Here is a 25110-nt window from a genome sequence, read left to right as displayed (position 1 = left end):
AATAAGGTGCAAAGGTACAAAGAATAGTGCTAATCTGCTGCGATTTGTGCAGGCTCGTCTTCTTCCTGCTCTCGCTGACGAACAGGCAAAAGGTAGCGCAGCAGCTCACTATTGGTTTTACAGAGCAGCAGCAGGTATACCACAAAGGGCAGCACAACCACTCTATACCTGTTGAGCGTGCCCAGGTTCGGCATACTGTACGCTAACAAAACGCCCATCACAAATACATAAACGAGCATTGCCGTGAGCAAGTAGCCATAGCGCCACTTCACACGTCCCGCCTCAAACAAATCGCGGACAAAACCGAAGGCAAGCACCAGCAATAGTGTATTTTCCAGAGCCGCTGCGAAGGTACGGACGTTGTATACCTCCCAGATAAATGGCCGAAACAGCATGCCAATAAAAGCAAGCTGTGAATGCAGCGCGAAGCTCAGATAGGTCGGCTCCAAAAACGGAAAATCGATACGGGGTTTACCCTGCGAGGCCAGCAGGCTGACCTGATAATTTCCGTAAACCACATACGGAATGGTCTCCAAGTTCAGATTCGGATTCAGCTGCGTACCTAGCCAGGCTATACCTGAGAACAGCACCAGCAAGGCAAGTCCCTTCATAAGCCAGTGGATATGTGCCAGTTTCGGGTTATAGAAGATCAGTTTCAGAAGCAATGCTAAAGCCACCGTCAGCGCAAGGGCCACTGCTACAAAGTATTTCACGAGCCAGACTAGGTATAGCCCCAGAACCGTCAGCAACAGGTATAGTATCGGTTTGCGTTTCAATTTTCCAAACAGTAGGTATAAGCTACTGCCCAGCAACAGTCCCATCCCGCCCATCAACACACTCTCTTTCAGAACACCCGAAGACCAGTAAACCACAGATGGAAATACCAGAAAAGCTACGACGGCAGGTATAGCGGTTGTTGGAAAATACCGGGCCAGTGCATTCACAAAGAACCAAAGTCCGGCAAAGCTGAACAGCGACAGATACAACGAACTGAGGTAGTAGTTGTCATTCGTCAGCAGCATGGGCACGCTCAACAGCCGGGGCATGTTCCAGGCACTTTCATAAAATGGCTTTTGCAAACCCTCCAGCGGTGTGCCACCTGGGTCGTTAGAAAAGAGGTAATGCAAATAACTTCCTATACCTTGCTCATGCGCCAGGTCAGTAATCATGAGGGCACGCTTGTAATAGAGCTGCGTATCGCCTTTGTCGAACACGTAAAAGCTCAGCACTCCGATCAGCAGCCCGCAGGCAAGCTTGAGCAGCAGTGTCGGGAAAAAGTAAGGACGCAATCCGGTTTTCCAGTTCTGTTTCCAGAGCCACCAAATTAGCCCAGCCAGCACCAGCAGGTTCAGGCCGTAAATTAATATACTCACGTAGTTGGTAGATTTTGCTTCATAATCTTGTTGCCAATGGCGCAGCGCAGGCAGTTGACTGGCTGGCAGTAGCGTTTGTAGAGTCCTAGGGCGGCCTGGTTATCGGCGGCGGAAGCGGCTTTCCAACCCAACTCCTCATACTGCCGCGTGATACGATTGCTGGCTTCTTTCACCTTTTCAAGCAAGTCTACTGCCTTGTCGAGGTGCTCCAGCTGATCGGTATGCACGGCATAAGCTGCTAACAGGGGTGCTGCCACATTGATGGTCAGGTTCTGTGCACTCGATTTGCCAAGTTGCACCTGTACCGCCCGCGACTCCGCTCCAAAGGTATAATGTTTTTGCCAATAAGCAGATACCGGCGCCTGCCACAGTGCATCGTAGTTCCTGACACCCTCGGTTCGGATGATCGTGGAAAACAGACTTTTGTGTTTGTGAAGTAAGGCAGCCAGTTGCGCCAGTCGCACGGTCGGAAAATTAGCGGGACGCATGCGCAGGAAGTTCCAGTGATGGCGAGGTATAGCCAGTTCTTGCAGGCTAAATTTTCGGCTGAGGTAGGTGTATTCTTTAGCTAAAGTGCTGCTGTATTCATCTGTAGGATCCTCCAAAAAACCAGCCTGCCCGAACAGCAACGCCTCCAATTGAAACAAATTCTGCTGATGTTTGCGCACTACCTGAATAGGTAGTGACCGTGCCAATCTTTCAAAAGGATCCTGATTGATTTTAAAGCCAAAGGCCTTGCACAGCACCTGAAAAGCGGTGGCTTCCCAGTCATTGCCGAGCTGCTGGTATACCTGCAGCACCTCCTCCCCTTTTAGCTCCAGTCGCTCAGTGAGGGCACGACCCAGCATCATGGTTTTGGTGATGTCCGGCACCTGTGACCAAAAGCCGGCACAAGGTATAGCATAAGGCGCACGACGCAGTTGCTCGTAGGTTTGCAGCATGGATGTGTTCACACGGTCTTTCAGCTCGAGCGTAGGTATGAGGCTGCCATCGGTGCGACGCACAGCTTCGTCGGCCTCCCACACCACATGCAGCACCACTTGATTGTACTTAAAGTCGAGTTGGTGCTGATGCCGTCGCCAGTCGGAGCCCCGCAGGTGAATCTCCACACTCCCCGACCACTCCACCTCCCCTACCCGGATAATCACCTCTTTGAAATCAGGTCCTGCATCGGTGTTGTACATTCCCACACGCAGCACCTGCACCGGCTCCCCCTCTACCGTCAACAGATCGGTTTTGTCGAAATACTGATGCTGCCAGATGTAGTGCAGGAACTCTTCTTTCATGGTGGGTGGTTGTGAGTTGGTTATGTACTACGGAGGAAGGATTTGGGAGTTTACTCCTAAACTTTCATATCTTTGCAGCCTTAAAATTAAACGATTATGATTTCAGTTGACGCGGTGAGCGTGGAGTTCAATGGTGCGGCCCTTTTCAGCAATGTTTCTTTCAACATCAACGAAAACGACCGTATTGCCCTGATGGGAAAAAACGGTGCAGGCAAATCTACCCTGCTCAAAATTATAGCAGGCGCCAGCAAGCCTACCCGTGGCAAGGTGTCGGCGCCGAAGGATGCCGTGATCGCCTACTTGCCGCAGCACCTGCTCACTGATGACAACTGCACCGTGTTCGAGGAAGCCTCCAAGGCATTTGCCAAGGTGCTCGACATGAAAAAGCAGATGGATGCCCTGAATGCCGAACTGGAAACCCGCACCGACTACGACTCTGATGAGTATTACAAGATTATTGAGCAGGTATCGGAACTGGGTGAGAAATACTATTCTATTGAAGAAATCAACTTTGATGCGGAGGTGGAGCAAACGCTCAAGGGCCTTGGCTTCTCCCGCGAAGATTTCACGCGTTCTACTAACGAATTTAGCGGTGGCTGGCGCATGCGTATCGAGCTGGCCAAGATCCTGCTCCAGAAGCCGGACCTGATCCTGCTCGACGAACCGACTAACCACCTCGACATTGAATCCATTCAGTGGCTCGAGGATTTTCTGGTGAACAATGCCAAGGCCGTGATCGTGATTTCGCACGACAAGACCTTTGTGGATAACATCACTAACCGCACCATTGAGGTGACGATGGGCCGCATTTACGATTATAAGGTTACTTACAGCCAATACTTGCAACTGCGCAAAGAGCGCCGCGAGCAACAGCAGAAGCAGTTTGAGGACCAGCAGAAAGAGATTGCCGATATCCAGACTTTTATCGACCGCTTCAAGGGTACTTATTCGAAGACCCTGCAGGTGCAGTCGCGCGTGAAGATGCTCGAGAAGATGGAGATCGTGGAAGTAGACGAAGTGGATACCTCTGCTTTGAATGTCAAGTTCCCACCTGCTCCGCGCTCTGGCAACTACCCTGTGATTGTAGAGGAACTGACCAAAAAGTACGGTGACTATACCGTCTTCAAAGATGCTTCCGTGACCATCAACCGTGGCGAGAAAGTGGCTTTTGTGGGCAAGAACGGCGAAGGTAAGTCTACGCTGGTGAAAGCCATCATGGGCGAGATCGATTTTGAGGGCAAGCTGCAGCTGGGTCACAACTGTATGATCGGTTACTTTGCCCAGAACCAGGCCGCCCTCCTCGACGGCGAATTGACCGTTTTCCAGACCATCGACGAGATTGCCGTGGGCGATGCCCGCACGCGTGTGAAGGACTTGCTGGGTGCCTTCATGTTCAGCGGCGACACCATCGAGAAGAAGTTGAAAGTGCTCTCAGGTGGTGAAAAGACGCGACTGGCGATGATCAAGCTGTTGCTGCAGCCGGTTAACCTGCTTATTCTGGACGAACCGACCAACCACCTTGACATCAAAACGAAGGATATATTGAAAGACGCCCTCAAGGCATTTGACGGCACCATTATTCTGGTATCGCACGACCGCGACTTCCTCGATGGACTAGCCGACAAAGTGTTTGAGTTTGGCAACAAGCGGGTTCGTGAGCACTTCGAGGACATCAACAGCTTCCTCCGTAATAAGAAAATGGAGAATTTGCGGGAGATTGAGAGAAAAGCAGTCTAGTTTTACAATGGATCTTAATCTGTAAGACATACCATTAATATAATAACCAGAAGAGCCAATGCATATAGCATTGGCTCTTCTGGTTTAAGTAGCACCATATTGCTGCAATTGTAATAAGAATACCCAACTCTGGGTATTTCTTGTCATAGCTGTCCGTCCTACTTTTGCAGGTATTTTCTTATTATCGCTTTCTATTTTTATAACAGATCATATGCTTTGCCCTACCCACCATACATGGGGAAGCAGTATGTCTTAACCATTCACCCAGAGATGTTCAAAAAACTACCCCTTTATCTAGCGTCATTCATGATTGCTGCCCTTGCTTTTTCCTGCGATGTACTTGATAAGGATAAGGAAGACGATCCGGCTCCAGACAGTATCAGCGAGAGCCTGCACTTCAGCTTCAAAACCCCGGATTGGTCCCGCCACATCGACTGCACCCACCTGGACCTGCCGTCCAACAGCTTAGATAAACAGAACTATTATGTATCTGCTACCTCTCAGTCTACCAGCAATACCTTTTTCCTTTCATTCCCGAAAGACAGTTCAGCGATGGTCAACCCGAGCAACCTAAAGCGGTATGCGATAGCCGAATATACAGACAATGACGGACCGTTCCAGTTTTCGCTTAAACTCCCTGTCAAAGAAGGAAGCACAACACGGATGGTAAGCAAAGGAGGACTTTCAGAAGTGTCTTACAATGAGATCACGGCTATCAAATACATTGGCCGAGAAGGTAGTTCAGCAGTGTTCACCATTAAGGGCAAGTATGCTATGACAGCCTACGAGATCAACAACAGCGCTAATGAAAAACCAGTAACGGGCACTTTTCACTTTAAAGTAAAGACGACTAATAAATAGATTGCCCCTTGTCATATCCTATTACAAAAGAAGTCCTGGCCGGTAGCTAGGGCTTCTTTTGTATTTCTCCATACCTTGAGATACCCTATAAAAGTAATGGTTTGGAGCTTTGAGAACCTACACCTATCAACTATTATTTGATTAGTACAGGCGCTTCTCATAGCTCTCTTTCAGTACTGTTTTGATGTGCTCTTCGCTGTAATCAGGCTTCCTGATATGATCTGCCAGGATAGCGGCAGGACGGGGCAGGGTCTCCTGTGAGGGCCATTGTTCGGGCTTCCAAAGACCTGATCGCTTAAACGCTTTTGCACAGTGGATGTAGCATTCCTCTACTTCCACCCCTATACCTACAACTGGCATTTTGCCTTGTGCTGCAAGCTCCGCCATAATGGCTTTGTCTCTGATCACGCAGGCCTTGCCATTCACACGAAGCGTTTCTTCCAAGCCTGGGATAATAAAGATCAGCCCGACCTTTGGGTTATCCAGAATATTCCGAAGCGTGTCGCATCTTTTATTGCCGGGTCGCTCAGGTATAACAAGCCGCTTGTCGTCCAGTGCCAACACAAAGCCGGCCGCGTCGCCCCGAGGAGAAACATCGCAATTACCGGCGGCGTCACTTGTGCTTATAAACAGCATAGAGGCCTTCGAGATAAAATCACGGCAGTGCGTATCCAGGTAGTCGATCGATTTGTTATTAACCAACTCGCTCGGTGTACCCAGCAAAGCCTGTAAATCTTCTACGGTACTGATGATCTCTGAAAACTGCTTGTTCATGCTATTGCCTTTTTGTCTATACCTACCACAATATAAAACATAAACGCCATACCTGGATGCTTAGCTTAGGTATGGCGTTCATGTTATTTCAAAAGAACTTAATTCTATATTTCTACAAATGCGTTACATACTGCTCTAGGTATTGCTCCATCTCCTTCTGCACTTCCAGGGCAGCTTCTCTAGCACGGTTAGCAAAGTCGCGGCCGGAGGAGGCGTAGATAATAGCGCGGGAAGAGTTGACTAACAAGCCGCACTGCTGGTTCATGCCGAGACGGGAAATTTCTTCGAGGCTACCGCCTTGCGCGCCCACACCCGGCACCAGCAGGAAGTGGTTCGGTACGATAGCTCGAACTCGCTCAATATGCTCACCCTGTGTAGCGCCCACGACATACATCATCTGCCCTACGCTGGCCCAGTTGGCACTCTCGCGCAATACCTGCTCAAAGAGATACTCTTCATTACCATCTGACAGTTTGAGCATCTGAAAATCCTTACTGCCCGGGTTAGACGTTAGCGCCAATAAAATCACCCAACGGCCCGGCTGCACCAGGAACGGCTTCACCGAGTCAGAGCCCATGTAAGGCGCAACCGTCACGGCATTGAAGTTCATGGTCTCAAAAAAGGCGCGGGCATATAGCTCCGAGGTATTGCCAATATCACCCCGTTTGGCATCAGCGATCGTGAAGATCTCCTCCGGTATCACTTCCAGCGTTTTCTCCAGACTTACCCAACCCTTCGGCCCCTGCGCTTCATAAAAGGCAATATTCGGCTTATAGGCTACACACAGGTCAGCGGTGGCTTCCACGATCTGGCGGTTGAACTCAAACACTGGGTCTTCGTGGTCGAGCAGATGCTCAGGCAGGCGCTTCGGGTCGGTGTCGAGGCCAATGCACAGGTATGATTTTTTCTGGAGGATCTGCTCAAACAGCTTTTCTCTGGTCATGATAGGTATAGGAGCTAAAGTTCAGGTATAGCAAAGCTAGTTTATTTAAGGGCAGCTACAAATTTTTTATACCTGCACAGGCCACTAATTGATACTGTTACGCCAGATATGTCAGGTCTTGCAACCCTATCAGCATAAAAGGGATCGAGATAGTAAGCAGCACCTTAAAGCAAAAAACTATGATACGACACCTGTGCACCCTCGCCTTAATTCTCCTGATTACCACCGGATGCTCCAAAGAAGACTCCGAGCCTCCGGCACAGGAGCGCCCTGCTCCCATTGTCCGGGTAGATGCTCCTGCAACTGCAAAAGTTGGAGAAACCGTAACTGTGGATGTTCACTTTCAGGTTAACGGCGGTTGTGGCCAGTTCGGCTCTTTTAATGTCAGCTCTTCTGGCAAGGAAACGGTCATAAGAGTAGTAGCGAAGTATAAAGGGAACGTCTGCACCGACGATCTGCCTATCCGTACGGCTCCATATACCTTCCGCCCGACCGAGGCAGGCATCTATACCTTGAAGTTCCGTTCCACCCCTCAAGTGGGATATATTGTTGCAACGATAGACGTCGGGGACTCTTAAATCAATTACAAAAAAAGAGCTGCCCTAACAGAGCAGCTCTTTTCTTTTATCATAAATTGGTAGGGTTATCGTAAGTCTACCACCTGCACGCCTTTGTATTTAGCTTTGTTAAAGCTAAAGGCATCAGAAGCTAACTCAGGGTTCGCCTGGAAGTTCTTGATGGTATAGGTATAGCGGTTGCCGTTATTACGGAACATCTGCCAGCTCTTCAATGACTTATCTTTCTGGTTGATGTATAAGCGTACTTTAAAGATTGGGTTGCTGCGATCTTCCGGTGCCAGTTCGATCACGTCAAACGTGTCAGCGCCCTGCTTTTCGCTACCGGCATAGGCATACTTGTAGCCTTTCTTATACATGTCGAAGATCTTGCTTGGTGCCATGGCCTCTGCTTCCGCGTCAGTTTCTGTGATGGTCACTTCGTTTACCTCTTTCAGGTAAGTCCACATCAGTTTACCATCGCTGATAATCTCTTGTCCGCTCACGGCTAGTCTGTATTTCGGGCCGCTTACCAAAATATCTCCTTCCATCGTTTCTTTTACTTTGGCAGAAGGGTTCTCCAGTGTCTGTGCAAAAGTAGCTTTGAAAGCTTTCATACTTCTGTACTTCTGGCTCATCTGGTCCAGTATCTTGCCTGCCTTCGGATCCTGCTGCGCATTCGCCAGGTTCACAAACATAAATACTGCCAGCAAAAGGGATAATACTCTTTTCATGATGTTATTTGAGTGTCGTGTTTTATTCTTTCCTACAGCGTATTCAATAACTGTTCCAAACTGTACTCGTCTGGAATTAAAACTTCGCGGGCCTTACTTCCTTCAAACGGACCCACTATACCTGCGGCCTCTAACTGATCGATTAGGCGGCCGGCACGATTGTAGCCCAGCTTGAGGCGACGCTGCAATAAGGATGTACTACCCTGCTGATGCTGCACGATAATGCGGGCGGCTTCTTCGAACATCGGGTCCTTGGAGCTTGAGTCGAAGTCTGCTTTTTCGGAGCCACTCTCGTCACCCACAAACTCCGGCAACAGGTAGGCATCGTTATACCCTTGCTGCTCGCCAATGAAGTCGCAAATACGATCCACTTCCGGCGTGTCTACAAAGGCGCACTGAATACGGATCATATCCGAACCAATGGAGAAGAGCATGTCACCCTGACCGATCAGCTGGTCAGCGCCACCGGCATCCAGGATGGTGCGGGAGTCAATCTTGGAGGTTACTTTAAAGGAAATTCGTGCCGGGAAGTTAGCCTTGATGATACCAGTAATTACGTTTACGGATGGTCGCTGTGTGGCTACTACCAAGTGTATACCAATGGCACGGGCTAGCTGCGCCAGACGGGCAATCGGCGTTTCCACCTCTTTGCCGGCCGTCATCATCAAGTCAGCCAACTCGTCAATTACCAGCACGATGTAGGGCATAAACTTGTGGCCTTTTTTCGGGTTCAGCTTACGCTCCACAAACTTCTTGTTGTACTCTTTCAGGTTACGGCATCCGGCGTCTTTGAGCAGGTCGTAGCGCATATCCATCTCCATACAGAGGGAATTGAGCGTGTTCACCACCTTTTTGGTATCGGTGATGATCGCCTCCTCTGTGTCAGGCAACTTGGCCAGGAAGTGACGCTCTATCTTGTTGAACAGGGAGAGTTCCACCTTTTTCGGGTCAACGAGCACGAACTTGAGTTGCGAAGGATGACGCTTGTAAAGCAGCGAGGTCAGGATGGCATTCAGACCAACCGACTTACCCTGACCCGTAGCACCCGCCATCAGCAAGTGTGGCATTTTGGCGAGGTCGGTAATGAATACTTCGTTGGTGATAGTCTTACCGAATGCGATCGGCAAGTCCATCTCACTCTTCATAAATTTCTCGGTCGACAGAATCGACTTGATCGACACCATCTCCTTTTTGGTATTCGGTACTTCTATACCGATCGTTCCTTTGCCAGGTATAGGGGCGATGATTCGTATACCCAGAGCCGCTAAGCTCAGGGCGATGTCGTCTTCCAGGTTCTTGATCTTAGAGATACGCACCCCGGCATCCGGCACAATTTCATAGAGCGTCACAGTCGGACCGATGGTCGCTTTGATGCTCGCTATACCTATGTTATAGTGACCGAGTGTGGCCACGATCTTGTCTTTGTTGGCCTCGAGTTCTTCTTTGGTTACCGACACTTTCGTGGTGCCGTAATCATTGAGCAGGTCGATAGTCGGGTACTGGTAGCGGGCGAGGTCCAGCGTCGGGTCGTAGTTTTCGGTGGCCAGCACATCAGCGGCTTCCTCTTCCGGCGTCTTCTCTATCTGCAAATCCAGAAGCTCTTCCTCTTCACCCTCAGCTGTGTCAAACTCGTCGTAAGCGAGTTCTTCTTCCAACTCGGTTTCAATATCAAGTTCTAGCGTAGGCGTTGGTGCAGGTGCAGCAGGTTTTGGCGGCTCTGGCTTGAGCGAACTTAGTTCCATCTCCAAGGCGCGATTGATCGCCTCTTCCTCCTCTTCATCGAATTCTATCTCCTCTTCTTCCTCGGCATCCAGTGAAGCAGTAGGGTCGGCATTATGGTTGATGTTGCGGGCAGAGCCATGCACCACATCACGCAGCGACGAAGCACTTCCTCTGTCAATCGCCACTTCACCCTCTTCGTCCTCAGTAGCTGGTTTGCTCCAGTTGATGCTCGTGATGTTAAAGAAGAAGACCAGGAAGATTAGTAGCAGGAAGCCGAGCAGCAAACCACTACCCCAGCCGATCAGGCTGCTCAGCCAAATGGCCGTTTCTATACCTATACCTCCGCCCATGAAGCCGTATTCACTTACCGTACCCGTTGTGAGCACGATATACCCCAAGGTCAGGCTCAGCCATAGCATACTGAATGTACACAGCCCGAGCACATACGACATAGAAACAGTTTTCCAGCGGAACACAATGCGGCTACCAGCGAAGAAAGAGATCGGTATCAGGAAAAAGGCGCCAAGGCCCAGTAGTTCATAAATAAAGTAGTGCGACACCCAGGCGCCAAACAGGCCCAGCCAGTTCTCCGCTTCCTGCCCTGACTCTTTCAGCCCCGTACCTTGTACAGACTCCACCACACTCTGGTCAGCGGCCCCTGTGAACATGTAAGACACAAAGGCGATGGTCATGAAAAAGGAGATCAGCAGTAAAGAGAAGCCAATGAACAGCTTAAAGCGGCGGTCCGACAAAAAAGCAGGCGCTTTCAGGTTTAACCTGAAAGACGGCATCTTAAAAAATGGTTTTTTAGCTTTCTTCTGCTTAGGCTTTTCACTGGTAGAGGCACTGCCGCGTGGTTCATTACGTCCACGCACCTCATTCCTCGCCCTTCCCGTGCTCACCGCATCGTTTCTGTAAGTGTTCTTTGCCATACCCTTCGACTAATTAAGATTTCAAATTTACATTTTTTCGGCACACGCCGCTCAGCAAATCCGAAGGCTTTTCAGGAAATGTGCTAAAAAGTTAAGTTGGGGAGATTAGGAGTTAAAAAGTAAGAAAATTTGGAAGATTGTATAAGGCCAAGTAATCCTGTCCGAATTGTGCATGGGTGTTTGTCTGAATCTATACATAGGGCCCCATCCCCACGGATTTGCAGGATTCCTGTACACGATTATCCTCCTGCCGCTCTCTTCATAGAAGGCCGCTACCCCCAGATTAAGATTGTCAAAAGTTGTCATCCCCAGCGCCCCTCACAGGGGACAGGGTCAAACCACTCTTAGCTCATTCTTTGTTTAAGGCAATGAATTCCGAAAATGGTTAACATACCCTTGCCTATTTAAAGATTAGGTACATTTCATTCTACAAAACTTGTTCAAAAATCACTGTCATTCTGTTAAGAAACTTGGTCGTGTGGGTGATAAGCCGATGCTGCTTGCGGGGGTAGAGAACCTCTTTACCAAGATCCTTACGGGATGACAAAAAAAGCAGAATGAAATGGCCTTGCTCTCAAGAGGGGAATTACGGCCTTTAACATTTGGCAAGTATAGGCCTTGTAGATTCTGTAACTGCACACCACTGGCAGGTATAGCAAGACTAACTTGCACGCAAGCTATGAAACAGACTCAGGTGCCAAGTGCGCCCAAATGACTATCCACTGTTTGAGCGTTCAGCGAGTTTGGATAGTCTTGACTTTTTTGCCTACTTTTTGTGTCAAGACAAAAAGTAGGGCCCGCCCGGCCAGGGCATACGGTGCCCGCCGCACAGGCGAAGCTATGAAATAAGGCAAGTTGCTAAAAGAACAGCCGTCACTACGCCAGTTACAAATCAACCGAATGCGCTATAACCAACCCTTAATTATCCAACAACCTCTTATTAATCCCCGCAACCAGCGCTGGACCTTCATAGATAAACCCAGTATATAACTGCACCAAATCAGCACCGGCATCCAGTTTTTCCTGCGCATCCTCCGCCGTCATAATACCGCCCACGCCAATAATCTTGATGTGCTCCGGCAGGTGCTGGCGTAGGTAACGGATAATCTCGGTAGCATGTTTGGTTAGTGGTTTGCCACTCAATCCACCGGCTCCGATTTCTGAAACCTGGGCAGAAGAAGTGTGTAGCCCATCGCGGCTGATAGTTGTGTTCGTAGCAATAATACCACTTAGCTTGGCTGCTATTGCAATCTCGATTATATCATTTAACTGAGCTTCGTTCAAATCCGGGGCGATCTTCAAAAGCAAAGGCTTGGCTTTCGGCATGGAATTGTTCAGCTCCTGCAAGGCCATGAGCAATTGCTGCAGCGGCTCTTTTTCCTGCAGGGCACGCAGGTCGGGGGTGTTGGGTGAGCTTACATTCACGACAAAGTAATCCACCACATCATAGAGTGCCTTAAAACAGTAGAGATAGTCGTTGAGCGCCTCCTCGTTAGGAGTCACTTTGTTTTTACCGATGTTGCCGCCTACGATGATGTTGCTTTTACGCTTCCGCAAACGCTCCACGGCTGCTTCCACGCCTTCGTTGTTAAAGCCCATTCGGTTGATGATGGCCTGATCTTCCGGCAGACGGAAAAGGCGCGGCTTCGGATTGCCCTCCTGTGGTTTCGGGGTGAGTGTACCGATCTCGATGAAGCCGAAACCCAACTCAGCCAGCTCGTCTACCAATTTGGCATCCTTATCGAAGCCTGCTGCCAAACCAACCGGATTAGGGAATTTTAAGCCGAAGAGTTCCCGCTCCAGTCGCTTGTCCTCGACCCGGAACATGCTGCGGCTGACACTCTTGGTGAACGGCAAGCTAAAAGCAGTTCTTAATGCGTCGGTAGTGAGATAGTGAACTTTCTCTGGGTCTAATTTGAAAAGTAGCGGACGAAGGAGGCTCTTATACACGGCAGCGGGTTTGAGTTTGGTTTGCTGCCCGCAAAGATATGTGTTGTGTGTTTATTTTGAGACTTTTCGGGGAGCAAATCTACCCCCAGGCCTAAGGTTTATCAAACACTGGACGGCCTGCCGCATCATATTCCAGCATCCAGTCTTTGCCATGACTGCTGATCACTGCTCCGCTCCGCACTTCTATCTCCTCTTTTCTATACCTTCTAAAGTTGTTTTGAGACAAGGACCTGTAGTAGGTGTCTTCGAACATAAACATTCCCTTAAATGGATTAACGGCGTTGTCATAATTCTCAAATTTTTCGACAACTACGTGCAGTACAAAACCGTCATCATCCAGAATACGGCGCGTCTCCACTCTCTCCAGATTGCCCGAAGCATCAAAAAAGAAGTCTTTGGCAATGTCTCTATTCACCACTAATTCGACCTCGTCTCTATAAATGGAGAAGCCTTCTATCTTATTCAACTTTCCATTTGTATGGTAGATATAAGATAAAGAATCATACATCCTGCGGTTTTCAGCTTTGTAGATAAGGTAAGCTGGCTGATCGTGATTTTTCAGGCCATACAACCACTCTTCCCGTAAAATGCCCCAGTCCTCCATGCTGCTTTTATTGGCGATTCTTATGATATTGTCTCTGTAGCTCACCTCGTCAATAACAGCTGGTTGTTCCTGACATGAGCCATTCACCATACACTCGGGAACACCGGTCCTCTTGTTTACCTTCCCATTTTTATATTCAAGGGTGTAGGTACCCAAATGCGTGTAGAAAGCTCCACGCTTCGGATGCACCATATATTTGGCCGCATACGAATCGATCAGCACTGCAGGGGCTGGCGTATCCTTGCCTTCGCTGCAACTGAAGAGTATCATGGCGCATAGGCAGCAGAGAATAAGTTGTTTCATACTAATGCAGGGTGGGTTTACTTTACTTAGACTCTGCAAGTTAGCCTGTGTTATGACTAAAACAAACCCCGATCTTTACCATTTTGCTGATAGAGATCGGGGCGTGGTTTAAATGAAATGGGCTTCTACTTCTCAGACGTCCACTGCTCGAAGTTGGGGAAGTATTTAGCCTTCCAGAAGGTATAGCGCGGAATAATAGCCGAGTTGAGACGACGTTTGAAGTCTGTGAAATCCTTCTTTTCGGCAGGCGACCACAGCACTTCGCTCAGGGCGGTCATGCGCGGGAAAACCATGTACTCTACTTTGGCTTCGCTGCCGATGTATTCCGTCCATAAATTGGCCTGCGCCCCGACGATATAGTGGTCCAGTTTGCGTTCGCGCAATGCCGCAGGTATAGGTTCAAAATTATACACGGCATCTAGCGGGTTGTAGCCGTGTATGGCCAGGCTATCATTCGGGTCTTTGGACTGGTAGTGGTCGAAGTACAGCGGCTTGCCTGGCGCCATGATCACCTGGTGCCCACGGGTTGCGGCGGCTATCCCCTCTTTTTCCCCTCCCCAGTTCATGATCAGGGTAGAGGTACTCAGGTCGCCCTCCAGAATCTCGTGCCAGCCAATCACTTTTTTGCCTTTAGCTGCCAGGTAACTCGCCACTTGCTCCACAAAATAAGTCTGCAGACCTTTCTCGTCTTTCAGATTGTGGTCTTTGATGAATTGCTGCGACACGGGGTCTTCTTTCCACCATTTTTTACTGGTCTCGTCGCCGCCCAGGTGGAAGTATTCATACGGGAACAGGTCGGCCACTTCCTGAAACACCGTTTCCAGGAACTGAAATGTGGCTGGGTTTGGCTGCAGCACATTGTTCTGGCGGTTGTACATACCCCAGGTGGTGGCTACATTCCAGGTCGTGTCAGGGCGGGTGCTCAGCTCGGGGTAGGCGGCAATGGTCGCGCGGCTGTGACCCGGTATATCGATTTCAGGGATGATGTTGATGCCTCGCACAGAAGCATAGTTGATTACTTCGAGTATTTCGTCTTTGGTATAGTAGCCACCGTAGCGGGTACCGTCATACCTGGCCGGTTCGTCCTTAAAGTGCCCGATCAAGGTTTCCTTGCGCCACGAGGCTACCGTGTTCAGTTTCGGGTACGATTCCATTTCAATGCGCCAGCCCTGATCATCGGTCAGGTGCCAGTGAAAGGTGTTGAACTTATGGAAAGCCAGGTAGTCGATATACTTTTTAATGAACTCCACGGGGAACATGTGCCGCACCACGTCCAGGTGCATGCCGCGATAGGCAAAGCGCGGATAATCCTTGATGTATACATCTTGAATTTTCGCTTCCCGCACCTGCTTGATAGGGAAAAGCTGCAGCAAGGTCTGAATGCCATATACCATACCGCCTGTGTCTTTGGCGCGTATAGTCACGTCCTTACCGGATACTGTCAAGGTATACATCTCGGCTTTGTCAACCGTCTTGTTGTCAAAAACGAGTCGGATGTGATGACTGGCTTTGGGCTTCGTGGCAGTGCTCGGGTATACCTGTAGGTTCAGGCCAGTCTGCGCCGCCAGCATTTCCTGCAGAAACTCGGCCTGCGCTCCGTATTGCTTGTCGAATACGATGTGGGCTTTTCCGTCGATGGTCACATGCCCTCTCGCCTCTTTTATTACCTCCACAGGTATAGGCGTAATATCATCCACGGACTGAGCGGCGGTGAGAAAAGGTATAGTTAAAGAAAGCAGGGCAATGGTGAATATTCGGATGAAAGTAGCTCGCATGCGGGTGTTTTGAAATTGTGTTGCTTTTTGACTTTTGGAAAAACGCTTGGTTTAATGGGTTTGGTACTGAATTAGTCGATTCAATGGTTAGGGTTATAGTTGAGAGTAGGTATAGCGTGAGCGCCCTCGCTCGTGCCGGTTATAGTGGAGCCTCCTCGGGTCTGCGCCCGGAACAGGCTAGTCCAGTCATGCGTTATCCCAGCTTAGCATAGGGGCCAGAGGCCCCTCCATAGTAAATCACGAGCGAGGACGCTCGCGCTATATTTATCCCTACACGCCAAAACTTCTCAAACTCTCTAACTCCTAAACCCTCAAACTTCTTCTAGCTCCTCGGATGGTAATCCTTGATCACCTGCTTCAGGTAGTCGCGGTCGAGGTGGGTGTAGATCTCGGTGGTGGTGATAGACTCGTGACCCAGCATTTCCTGCACGGCACGCAGGTCGGCGCCGCCTTCGATCAGGTGTGTGGCGAAAGAGTGGCGGAAGGTATGGGGACTCACCGTCTTCTGTATACCTGCTTTGGCAGCCAGGTCTTTGATGATCGTAAACACCATTACCCGGGTCAATTTAGCACCACGGCGGTTCAGAAATACAAAGTCTTCATGGCCTTTTTTGATATTGAGGTGGCAACGCACGCCTTCCCGGTAGAGTTGTATGTGCTTGAGCGCATCGCGTCCAATCGGAACTAGTCGCTCTTTGTCGCCTTTACCGGCCACTTTCAGGAAGCCCATGTCTTCGTACAGATTACTTAATTTCAGCTCCAGTAACTCTGACACACGCAGTCCGGAGCTGTAGAGTGTCTCCAGCATGGCACGGTTGCGGGTCCCTTCTGGCGTAGAAAGGTCGATGGCGGCCAGCAACTGCTCTATTTCATGGAAGTGTAGCGTATCCGGCAATTTGCGACTCAGCTTCGGGGCTTCGATGGTCTCAGTCGGGTCGGCGGTGAGCATGTCTTCCATGATCAGGAACTTGTAGAAAGCCCGTATACCTGACAGTGTGCGTGCCTGCGAATGCGGCGTCATGCCCAGCTCAGCTACCCACTCCAGAAATTCCCGTAGTATAGGCGGGGTCATCTGCTCCGGCTGCACGTTTATACCTTTGATCTCCAGAAAATCAGTCAGTTTGCGGATATCGCGCAAGTAGGCTTCCACGGAGTTACCGGAAAGGGACTTTTCGAGACGCAGGTATTGCTCGAACTGGGTAATGCAGATGGACCACTTCATAAGGTAGAATTTGGGCAAAAGAGGAGCTGACAAAACTTTCTTTTGTCAAAAAAATCAAAGCAAAGATAGTTAATACTTAAATTGCATCCGCTTAATTGAGCTGAAATCACAAAACACCCCTAAACTATGAAAATCCTCATCCTGAACGGCCCTAATCTTAACCTGCTCGGTATCCGCGAGAAGTCTGTCTACGGCTCCGAGTCATTCGAATCATACTTTGAAGAGCTGAAGGAGGCTTTTCCAGCCATGGAGTTATCCTATTTTCAGTCGAACACCGAGGGGGTACTGATCGACAAGCTGCATGAGGTGGGTTTCAGTTACAAAGGCATCGTGTTTAACGGTGGCGCCTATACCCATACCTCGGTTGCCCTCTCTGACGCCATCAAGGCCATCGAAACGCCTGTGATCGAGGTGCACATCTCCAATGTATACGCCCGCGACGCCTTCCGGCACAAAAGCATGCTGGCTCCTTTCTGCAAAGGGGTAATCACAGGTTTCGGGATGGAGAGCTACCGGCTGGCACTGCAGTACTTCGAGCGCATGAAGCCGAAGCAGATCGGTTTTGGATCCAAAAAATAGCGTGGTAACACTGGGATTCCGTTCACTAAATATTTGCTTTTTACTATAGTAGCAATACTATAATTCTTTATATTACCCTCCATGTTGAATTTCTATCCAGGACCGTCTAAAATATATCCGGAAGTGCGCAACTACCTTATGGATGCGTATGACGAAGGTATATTGGGGGCTCCGCACCGCGGAGAACAGTTTGTACAGCTATCACGCACGGTGGTGGGCTCGCTCAAGCGGCGCCTCAACATTCCGCAGGACTATTCTATTTTTTTTACCTCCTCCGCCACCGAGTGCTGGGAGATTCTGACCCAAAGCCTCACCAAAAAGAAGAGCTTCCACATTTACAATGGTTCTTTTGGGGAGAAATGGTACGAGTATGCAAAAAAGCTACGTCCCAATGCCGAAGGTGTTCGCTTCGACATCAACGAGGCCATGCCGGTGGAGGAACTCGACATCAGTGTCGATACTGAGCTGATCTGCTTCACGCAAAACGAAACCTCCAACGGAACACAGGTCACAGCCAGTACTATCCTGAACCTGCACAACCGCTTCCGGGACACGCTTACAGCCGTGGATGCAACTTCCTCGATGGCCGGCCTCAACCTGAAATACATCAAAGCTGATATCTGGTTCGCCTCCGTGCAGAAGTGCTTCGGTCTGCCGCCGGGTCTGGGTATACTTGTTTGCTCGCCGCGTGCCATCTTCCGGGCCAAGCAAATGAACGAGCGCAATCATTACAATAGCCTGGTATCGCTCTACGAGAAGATGCTCAACTACCAGACCGTGCACACGCCGAACACGCTCAACATCTACCTGCTCAAGCGTATGCTCGAGGACCGGCCTTTTATCAAACAGCTCGACATCGATCTGACGGATCGGGCCAACGAGCTATACGAGTTCTTCGGGCAGTTCACCGACTTTAAACTGCTGATCGAGAACGAAGAGGTACGCTCTAAAACGGTGCTGGTACTGGAGGCGAACGAGCGGTTGGTGGAGGACATCAAGAAGCGGGCGCTGCACCACAATATCCGGCTGGGCAACGGCTACGGACCATGGCAGCGCAACACGTTCCGGGTGGCCAATTTTCCGGCTATTGCCAACGAAGAGTACGAAGAGCTAAAGCGCTTTTTCCTGCATTATTACGCCTAAGAATCCTACCTTTGCGGCTTGTTATCAAATTGCGCCAGCGCTTGCAGGTATAGCTATACCCTATTTGCTGGCTTTGACATTCTAACAACCACAAACTCATGATTCAGGAGCTGTTTAGTTTCAAGGAAATCGCATCGGTAACGCTTATTCTGTTCGCGGTAATCGACATCCTCGGTTCTATTCCCATTATCATTGACCTGCGCAAGCGCGAGGGCAAAATCGAGTCGGAGAAGGCTACGATCATTTCGGGTATTCTGATGATCGTGTTTCTGTTCGTGGGGGACGGTATCCTGAAACTGTTCGGCATCGATTTCGAGTCTTTTGCCATGGCAGGTGCCATCATCATCTTCCTGATTGGTTTGGAGATGATCCTGGGCAAAGACCTTTTCCACTCCGACCCTGAAGTGAAAAGTGGCTCCATAGTGCCGCTGGCCTTCCCGCTTATCGTGGGAGCCGGTACCATGACGACACTGCTCTCTTTGCGTGCCGCTTACTCTCTGCCAAACGTGCTGGTAGGTATAGTCCTGAACCTGATGTTCGTTTACATCGTTCTCAAGGCTTCGGCCTGGCTGGAGCGTAAACTCGGTAAAGCTGGCGCCAACGTGCTCCGTAAAGTGTTTGGTGTTATCCTGCTAGCTATCGCCATCAAGTTGTTCAAAACGAATTTACCTATTTAAACTGAGTGAGTTAGTGATTGAGTGACGGAGTGGTTTATTATTATTTACATAATCACTAACGCATTCGCTCAATCAAAAAACTCACTCAATTGCTAAATCACTCAATTACAATATGATCGAGCTTTTTACAGACGGTGCATCACGAGGAAATCCGGGTCCGGGAGGTTATGGCACTATCTTGCGCTGGAAAAACCACGAGAAAGAACTGACTGCCGGTTACCGCAAAACCACCAACAACCGCATGGAGTTGCTCGCCGTGATCGTGGGGCTCGAGGCGATCACCAAGCCGGGTATACCTGTCACGGTTTACTCGGATTCCAAGTATGTGGTGGATGCTGTGGAGAAGCGCTGGGTATTTGGTTGGCAGAAGAAAGGCTTCGCTGGTAAAGCCAACGGTGACCTTTGGGCCCGTTTCCTAAGGGTATACGCCAAGCATAACGTAAAATTCGTCTGGATCAGAGGCCATGCCGGTCACCCCGAAAATGAGCGCTGCGATGAGCTGGCAGTAGCCAGTGCGCTGTCACCGAATCTTTTGATCGACGAGGGCTTTGAATCGGGGCAGTTTAACTCGAAATGATGAAGAATGGTTAACGAGTAATGAAAATTAACCAAAAGGTATGATTGCTTTAGACGGATTGGTAGCCACAGTTTATGCGACAATTACTTTATTGGTGATTGCTCTTATCATTTACATTATAATTGGAGTACTTGTCCTTTTGAAAAGGCAGAATCTTGTAAGCACTATCTATTTTTCTACTACGCCTATAATATTTCTAATAGGATCTGTTTTAACTCACAACCTGAATAATCCCGACTATATTTTTATTTCGACAATTACTATTATTCTCTTTAACAGTCTCTTCCTATTAGGCACCAAGCGATTCCAAAAGGATGCGTAAATAATTATTCATTCATCATTACCCATTATTCATTAAAAACCCGTGCCCAACACCTACTTCCAATTCAAGCAATTCCGCATCAACCAGGACCAATGTGCTATGAAGGTTTGCACGGACTCCTGTGTATTCGGAGCCTATGTAGAGGTGCGTCAGGCGAAGCGGGTGCTGGATATTGGAACTGGAACAGGTTTGCTGGCCCTGATGGTAGCGCAACGGTCGGAGGCGGAAGTGGAAGCGGTGGAGATCAACCCGGAGGCTCAGGTGCAGGCTTTGCGGAACTTTGCTGAGAGCCCTTGGGCGGAGCGACTGAAACTACACCCGATGCCCTTGCAGGAATTCGCGAAAACCTGTGCGCAGCAGTACGATGTCATTCTCTCGAATCCGCCATTTTTTCTGGCTTCGCTCAGGTCTGACAATGCTGCCAAAAACACAGCCAAGCATACAGGCGATCTGCTCTTTGAAGATATCCTGACTTTTGCGCAGAAGCACCTTACTCAGGGTGGTAAACTATACTTGCTCCTGCCGCCATCTGAGGCAAACCACTTTGCAGAACTTGCCAAAACACATGCGTTCTACCTGACCGAAACGATGGAGGTTTTCACCCGCATCGGTGGCAAGTGCATTCGCCATGTGCAAACGTATACCTGCAATCCGAAAGCGAATACTGTTACTAAAGCCTTATACATCCGCAAAGAAGACGGCACGACCTATACTCCTGACTTCTCAGAATTGCTGAGGGATTATTACCTGATTTTCTAAAGATTGCCCGAAGGCTATACCTGCTAGTGAACAACCTTCACTTTTTCGTCTTCAACAAAGTCAATTCCATACCCTTTGAGTTCTTCCAGCACAGGTTCATACAGGTCCGGGTAGATAGGTATAACTACTCCATGGCGGTCGATCCTGCCTTGCAGCAGAAGCTTTGCCAGTATACCAACCGGTAATCCCACAGTCTTAGCCATAGCTGTCTGCACGGCATCATCGCCCAACACTACCAGTGAGGAGGTAAGCTCGTGCTGCTCGCCGTTCAGTTCGTACTCAAACAGGTGCTGCATTACGATCATGTCTTTGTCGCCAGGTTCCAGTTTCCACTTGCCAACCAGTATTTTTTCGAGTACCTGCGCCGGTGTGGCCGCTTGCATGTCGAGTGGTACATCTTCAAACAGCCCAAGCCACTCCAGCTTTTCCATGATCTCACCTTCAGGGGCTATACCCAAGTAGCGACACAGGCGTTGCTGCAGCGATTCGTCGGTGGAGGCGGCTGGTGGCAGAAAGGCTTCCAGGTAACTGCGATGCGTCATGCTGTCCACACCTTCCAGATCATAGCTGTCGTCGGTGAGGCCCAGTTGCACAAACACATCCCAGGCGGCACAGTAACCAATGCGGCGCAGTGTGCCACGTAGCATGGTAGGGATATCCTTCAGACCGTAATGCTCCCTATAGCTGAGCGAATCGCGGTTTGCGTAGCCATCGAAGTGGCCGTAGCCCTCTACAAACAGTTCGTCGGTGCGCTTAAATAATTGGTGGTAGGGTATGTACTTATACTCTTCGTTCTTGATATACTTGGCCGTCCCCTGCCCTGCCAGCACCACGTTGCGCGGGTTCCAGCTGAATTTGTAATTCCAGGGGTTATTGTCCGATTCCGGTGCCACCAGTCCGCCCGTGTAGGACTTAAATGACGTGATGCGACCGCCCATACCCTGCACACGCTGGATCACTGCCATGGCTGACATGTGGTCTATGCCCGGGTCAAGGCCCGATTCCATTATTATAGTCAGGTTCTTCTGCTTGGCCTCTTCGTGCAACTCCCTGAACTCGGGCGAAACGTAGGATGCGGTAATCAGGTGCTTCTCCTGCTTCATACACTCCCGCGCCACCTCTATGTGAAAGATCGCCGGTAAAAGCGAGATCACCAGATCGGCTTTGCTTACCTCTACAGCTCGCTGTTCGTCATCGTGCACATTGAATACGATGGCTTCAGCAAAGTCCAGCTGCGCGATTTTGTTCTGCAGATGGTCTACGTTGATGTCGCCGATGGTGATGTACCAGTTTTCGGAAGACGCGTGCTGTAACAGGTATTGAATAAGCGAGGAGGCGGAGCGGCCAGCCCCGAGGAGGAGTATTTTTTTCATAGCGATTGTGTCGTTGCGCTTGAATTTAGCAATAACCACCTGCAAGGCCAACCTTTCGCATTGTTTTATCAGAATATTCCGTTAAATTTATAGCCCTTTTCTAATTTTTATACCTACAAGGTCTTAAATGGCAAGTGAGCTGAATATACATATCTGCATCGACGTACTGGACTCGGCAGAAGAATTAACACCACAGGAACGCGAAGCAATGGAGCTGGCCCAACAAGCTGCTAACGATGCCTACGCTCCTTATTCCAACTTTTTGGTAGGCGCCGCCCTGGTACTTGAAGACGGCACCATGTTCAAAGGCAGCAATCAGGAAAACGCCGCCTACCCTTCCGGCTTGTGCGCGGAGCGTACCGCCCTGTTTGCCATGAGCGCCCATCACCCGAACACCAAAATCAAGATGATTGCTGTGACTGCACGCCGGCGAAGCGAACAACATTTTCTTCCGGCTATGCCCTGTGGCGCCTGTCGCCAGGTGATGGCTGAGTACGAACACAACCAAGGCGAGCCTATACCTGTGCTCCTGCAGGGACCAGAAGGCAAATTCTACCGCCTCCGCAGCGTAAGCGACCTGCTGCCTTTCCAGTTCAACAAAGAACATTTGTAAGTTATGCACACGCACCAGCTGACAGTGCCGCGAACGGCACGCTACTATACCTTGGGAACGCCTTCAGAACAGACGCGCGACCTCTGGGTGGTGTGCCATGGCTATGGTCAGCTGGCCCGTTATTTTCTGCGGCACTTCGCTGTGCTGGACGATGGGAATACTGTAGTAGTAGCCCCGGAGGGACTCTCCCGCTTTTACCTGGATGGTTTTTCTGGCCGCGTAGGTGCTACCTGGATGACCAAAGAAGATCGTCTTTCCGAAATAGAGGACCAGTCCGCTTACCTCAACCTGCTGTTGAAACAACTTTTGCAGCAAGTACCTTCTGATGTGCGGGTGCATGTGCTGGGCTTCTCACAGGGCGGTGCTACAGTTTGCCGCTGGCTGGCAACTGAACGAGTGCCTTGCCAGCACCTCATACTTTGGGCCGCCTCTTTTCCGGAGGATATCGATTTTGAATCGGGCAAAGCGGCTTTTGAAGGTATACCGGTAGATCTGGTGTATGGCACACAAGACGAGTTTATCACACCCGAAAAACTGCAGCATCAGCGAGAGATCATGCAGCGACTCGGCATTTCGCCGCAAGTGCATACCTTCGAAGGCGGCCATACGATTGCACCAGAACTACTAGCCAGGTTAAATCCTTAGGACAGCAACTACAAAAGTTGCTGCTAATCTGTACAAAAATTTATCTGTTTTTGCGCGGCTGAATCAGCTCATAACATCTGCTACATTTCATTTTCTAGCAATTATCTGGTACCCACTTTTGGGTATTTTTATTGATGCACAAATTGTTATATATAAATTTACAGAAATTTGATTTAAATTTGTGGTGGTATTGTCATAATCAACCAACCTATTTTATATTTTTTACTTACTTTATTTTAGTCCTATGAGGAGAAATCTCTACCTATCCTTCATCCTATGCTTGCTGACGCTTTCTACTTTTGCGCAAAGCAAGATCAACGTTGCTTCAAACTTCCCGGATGCCAAATTCTTTTTGCTGAACGACGCGGACAATACCCGAGTGACTGAACTGGGTGTCGGAAGCATTGAGTTGAAGCTGAACAAAGACTCCCGCAATCGCATTGCCATTGTAAAAGAAGGTTATGAACCTGTAATTCGTGAGTTTCCGCGCACCATGAAGTGGGACAAGGAACAAAAGGTAGAACTGGCAAATCGCCTGATTGACATCAGTGTGGAGCCTTATGATGCGGAGATCTATATTGACGGTCGCCTGGCTGGCACAAAGCGTATCAACCTGATTGTGGAGAAAGACAAGTTCCTGAACGTAGAGGTAAAGAAACCAGGCTTTGCACCACAAACCAAGGTATACTACAACCAGAAAGACCGTGAAGCTCCTCCTGTTAAAGACTTTTTTGAGCTGAAAGACCGCCAGGTACGCCTGGAAGTGATTCCGGCTGACGCCTCTGTATCACTGAATGGTGTGGTAAGCGGCCGTGGCAATACAGATGTAAGCGTACCATTTGGCACTTGCGTAACAGTGACTGTAACAAAGGACGGATTTGCTGAAGTAGTACAGGTGTTCTGCAACAAGCCATCTACTGACCCACTTCCTCCGCTTCGCAGCCGTGCCATGCTCGAGGATCGCTTAGTGAAAATCACATCCTCCCCTGCTGATGCCAACATTGAAGTGGCTGGCAAAGTAGTAGGTGTAGGCAAATACGACCTGAAAGTTCCAAAGAACGGCTGCGTAGAAGTGCGTGTGACCAAAGACGGTTTCCTGCGCTATATCAAGAACTACTGCAACCAGGAAAACATGCAGGCTCCGGAGCCAACTGAGTTTGTAGAGCTCGCCGTGGACGAGGCTTATACCTCGTCTATTTCCTCAGACATGGCCAATGTGCGCATCACCATACCTGTAAGCAAAACCGTAGACCCTGCTGACGCTTGGAGAATCCTGAGCTCAATCATCACCAAGCGTTTTGATGTGCTCGAAACGGTAGACTACAACACAGGCTACCTGACCAGCGCCTGGCAGGTGCAAAACTTCAACGGTGCCAACATGATCCGCACACGTGTGATCGTGAGCAGCGGCGGTAACTCTAACGACCTTACCTACGTGGTGAAGATCGTTAGCCAGCGTCACGAGCGTGAGATCAACACTTCGCGCAACATCAGTGTGAAAGACGATGAAGACTTCAAAGACTGGGGCCGTCTGCTGAAGCGCTATGATGGCTTGATCGAAGAGATCCAGGCACGTCTTCAGTAATCCTACTGTATAAGAATCATTGCAAGAGCCTCCGCCCACAGCGGAGGCTTTTCTTTTTAAACACCCC

Annotated in this window: 22 protein-coding genes; 11 read left to right on the top strand and 11 right to left on the bottom strand. The window is 49.5% G+C overall.

The window, feature by feature from the left end; translation table 11 throughout:
- Positions 1-29: 29 nt before the first annotated feature.
- Together I0P70_RS02010 and I0P70_RS02005 are read right to left on the bottom strand one after the other, a co-directional pair.
- The gene (locus I0P70_RS02010; protein WP_196114524.1) at positions 30-1373 is read right to left on the bottom strand and encodes a hypothetical protein; all 1344 of its coding nucleotides are present in this window, start codon (positions 1371-1373) and stop codon (positions 30-32) included.
- Entirely contained in the window at positions 1370-2659 is a 1290-nt protein-coding gene (locus I0P70_RS02005) for a DUF2851 family protein (RefSeq protein WP_196114523.1), read from the bottom strand. Before I0P70_RS02005 ends, I0P70_RS02010 begins: the two co-directional genes overlap by 4 nt.
- 96 nt (positions 2660-2755) lie before the next feature.
- Here I0P70_RS02005 and I0P70_RS02000 point away from each other — a divergent pair, with 96 nt between their 5' ends.
- Together I0P70_RS02000 and I0P70_RS01995 are read left to right on the top strand one after the other, a co-directional pair.
- The gene (locus I0P70_RS02000) at positions 2756-4396 is read left to right on the top strand and encodes an ABC-F family ATP-binding cassette domain-containing protein (protein WP_196114522.1); all 1641 of its coding nucleotides are present in this window, start codon (positions 2756-2758) and stop codon (positions 4394-4396) included.
- A gap of 306 nt (positions 4397-4702) precedes the next feature.
- Positions 4703-5257 (top strand): hypothetical protein, encoded by a 555-nt coding sequence (locus I0P70_RS01995; protein ID WP_196114521.1) that lies wholly within the window; start codon positions 4703-4705, stop codon positions 5255-5257.
- 141 nt (positions 5258-5398) lie between these two features.
- On the opposite strand, the gene I0P70_RS01990 is transcribed toward I0P70_RS01995, so the two are convergent.
- A complete protein-coding gene (locus I0P70_RS01990) occupies positions 5399-6031 on the bottom strand; it encodes a pyridoxamine 5'-phosphate oxidase family protein (protein ID WP_196114520.1) in 633 nt (210 codons plus the stop codon).
- A gap of 112 nt (positions 6032-6143) precedes the next feature.
- Entirely contained in the window at positions 6144-6974 is an 831-nt protein-coding gene (pyrF, locus tag I0P70_RS01985; protein ID WP_196114519.1) for an orotidine-5'-phosphate decarboxylase, read from the bottom strand.
- A 333-nt stretch (positions 6975-7307) separates the two neighbouring features.
- Here pyrF and I0P70_RS21555 point away from each other — a divergent pair, with 333 nt between their 5' ends.
- On the top strand, positions 7308-7388 hold the full coding sequence (locus tag I0P70_RS21555) for a PGF-CTERM sorting domain-containing protein (RefSeq protein ID WP_196114621.1): 81 nt from the start codon (positions 7308-7310) through the stop codon (positions 7386-7388).
- Positions 7389-7617: 229 nt separating this feature from the next.
- Here the strand turns inward: I0P70_RS21555 and I0P70_RS01975 are convergent, their stop codons facing one another.
- From I0P70_RS01975 to xerD, 6 genes are all read right to left on the bottom strand, one after another.
- Positions 7618-8262, bottom strand: coding sequence for an outer membrane lipoprotein carrier protein LolA (locus I0P70_RS01975; RefSeq protein WP_196114518.1), 645 nt, complete (start codon positions 8260-8262; stop codon positions 7618-7620).
- A gap of 32 nt (positions 8263-8294) precedes the next feature.
- Positions 8295-10916, bottom strand: a complete 2622-nt coding sequence (locus I0P70_RS01970) for a DNA translocase FtsK (RefSeq protein ID WP_196114517.1) — start codon at positions 10914-10916, stop codon at positions 8295-8297.
- Between the two features lie 918 nt (positions 10917-11834).
- Entirely contained in the window at positions 11835-12866 is a 1032-nt protein-coding gene (locus I0P70_RS01965) for a quinone-dependent dihydroorotate dehydrogenase (protein WP_196114516.1), read from the bottom strand.
- Positions 12867-12957: 91 nt separating this feature from the next.
- Complete coding sequence (locus tag I0P70_RS01960; protein ID WP_196114515.1) at positions 12958-13773, bottom strand: hypothetical protein; 816 nt, start codon at positions 13771-13773, stop codon at positions 12958-12960.
- Positions 13774-13898: 125 nt separating this feature from the next.
- Complete coding sequence (locus I0P70_RS01955; RefSeq protein WP_196114514.1) at positions 13899-15548, bottom strand: beta-N-acetylhexosaminidase; 1650 nt, start codon at positions 15546-15548, stop codon at positions 13899-13901.
- Positions 15549-15870: 322 nt separating this feature from the next.
- Positions 15871-16770, bottom strand: coding sequence for a site-specific tyrosine recombinase XerD (xerD, locus tag I0P70_RS01950; protein WP_196114513.1), 900 nt, complete (start codon positions 16768-16770; stop codon positions 15871-15873).
- Positions 16771-16896: 126 nt separating this feature from the next.
- Between xerD and aroQ the strand changes: the two genes are divergently transcribed.
- From aroQ to I0P70_RS01925, 5 genes are all read left to right on the top strand, one after another.
- Positions 16897-17349 (top strand): type II 3-dehydroquinate dehydratase, encoded by a 453-nt coding sequence (gene aroQ / locus I0P70_RS01945; RefSeq protein WP_007658113.1) that lies wholly within the window; start codon positions 16897-16899, stop codon positions 17347-17349.
- An 81-nt stretch (positions 17350-17430) separates the two neighbouring features.
- On the top strand, positions 17431-18492 hold the full coding sequence (locus I0P70_RS01940; RefSeq protein WP_196114512.1) for an aminotransferase class V-fold PLP-dependent enzyme: 1062 nt from the start codon (positions 17431-17433) through the stop codon (positions 18490-18492).
- 110 nt (positions 18493-18602) lie between these two features.
- The gene (locus I0P70_RS01935) at positions 18603-19169 is read left to right on the top strand and encodes a MarC family protein (RefSeq protein ID WP_040574344.1); all 567 of its coding nucleotides are present in this window, start codon (positions 18603-18605) and stop codon (positions 19167-19169) included.
- A 112-nt stretch (positions 19170-19281) separates the two neighbouring features.
- The gene (gene rnhA / locus I0P70_RS01930) at positions 19282-19746 is read left to right on the top strand and encodes a ribonuclease HI (protein WP_007658099.1); all 465 of its coding nucleotides are present in this window, start codon (positions 19282-19284) and stop codon (positions 19744-19746) included.
- A gap of 364 nt (positions 19747-20110) precedes the next feature.
- Positions 20111-20827 (top strand): methyltransferase, encoded by a 717-nt coding sequence (locus tag I0P70_RS01925; protein ID WP_196114511.1) that lies wholly within the window; start codon positions 20111-20113, stop codon positions 20825-20827.
- Between the two features lie 23 nt (positions 20828-20850).
- On the opposite strand, the gene I0P70_RS01920 is transcribed toward I0P70_RS01925, so the two are convergent.
- Positions 20851-22200 (bottom strand): saccharopine dehydrogenase family protein, encoded by a 1350-nt coding sequence (locus I0P70_RS01920; RefSeq protein WP_196114510.1) that lies wholly within the window; start codon positions 22198-22200, stop codon positions 20851-20853.
- Positions 22201-22327: 127 nt separating this feature from the next.
- Between I0P70_RS01920 and cdd the strand changes: the two genes are divergently transcribed.
- The 3 genes from cdd (at position 22328) to I0P70_RS01905 (ending at position 25043) form a co-directional block, all read left to right on the top strand.
- The gene (cdd, locus tag I0P70_RS01915; protein WP_196114509.1) at positions 22328-22813 is read left to right on the top strand and encodes a cytidine deaminase; all 486 of its coding nucleotides are present in this window, start codon (positions 22328-22330) and stop codon (positions 22811-22813) included.
- Between the two features lie 3 nt (positions 22814-22816).
- Positions 22817-23458, top strand: coding sequence for an alpha/beta hydrolase (locus tag I0P70_RS01910; RefSeq protein WP_196114508.1), 642 nt, complete (start codon positions 22817-22819; stop codon positions 23456-23458).
- Positions 23459-23702: 244 nt separating this feature from the next.
- Positions 23703-25043, top strand: coding sequence for a hypothetical protein (locus I0P70_RS01905; RefSeq protein ID WP_196114507.1), 1341 nt, complete (start codon positions 23703-23705; stop codon positions 25041-25043).
- The last annotated feature ends 67 nt before the right edge of the window (positions 25044-25110 follow it).

The sequence above is a fragment of the Pontibacter sp. FD36 genome (genome assembly GCF_015686655.1).
Lineage (GTDB): Bacteria > Bacteroidota > Bacteroidia > Cytophagales > Hymenobacteraceae > Pontibacter.
The sequence above is the reverse complement of the archived record's forward strand: the minus strand, read 5'-3'. Positions and strand labels throughout refer to the sequence as shown.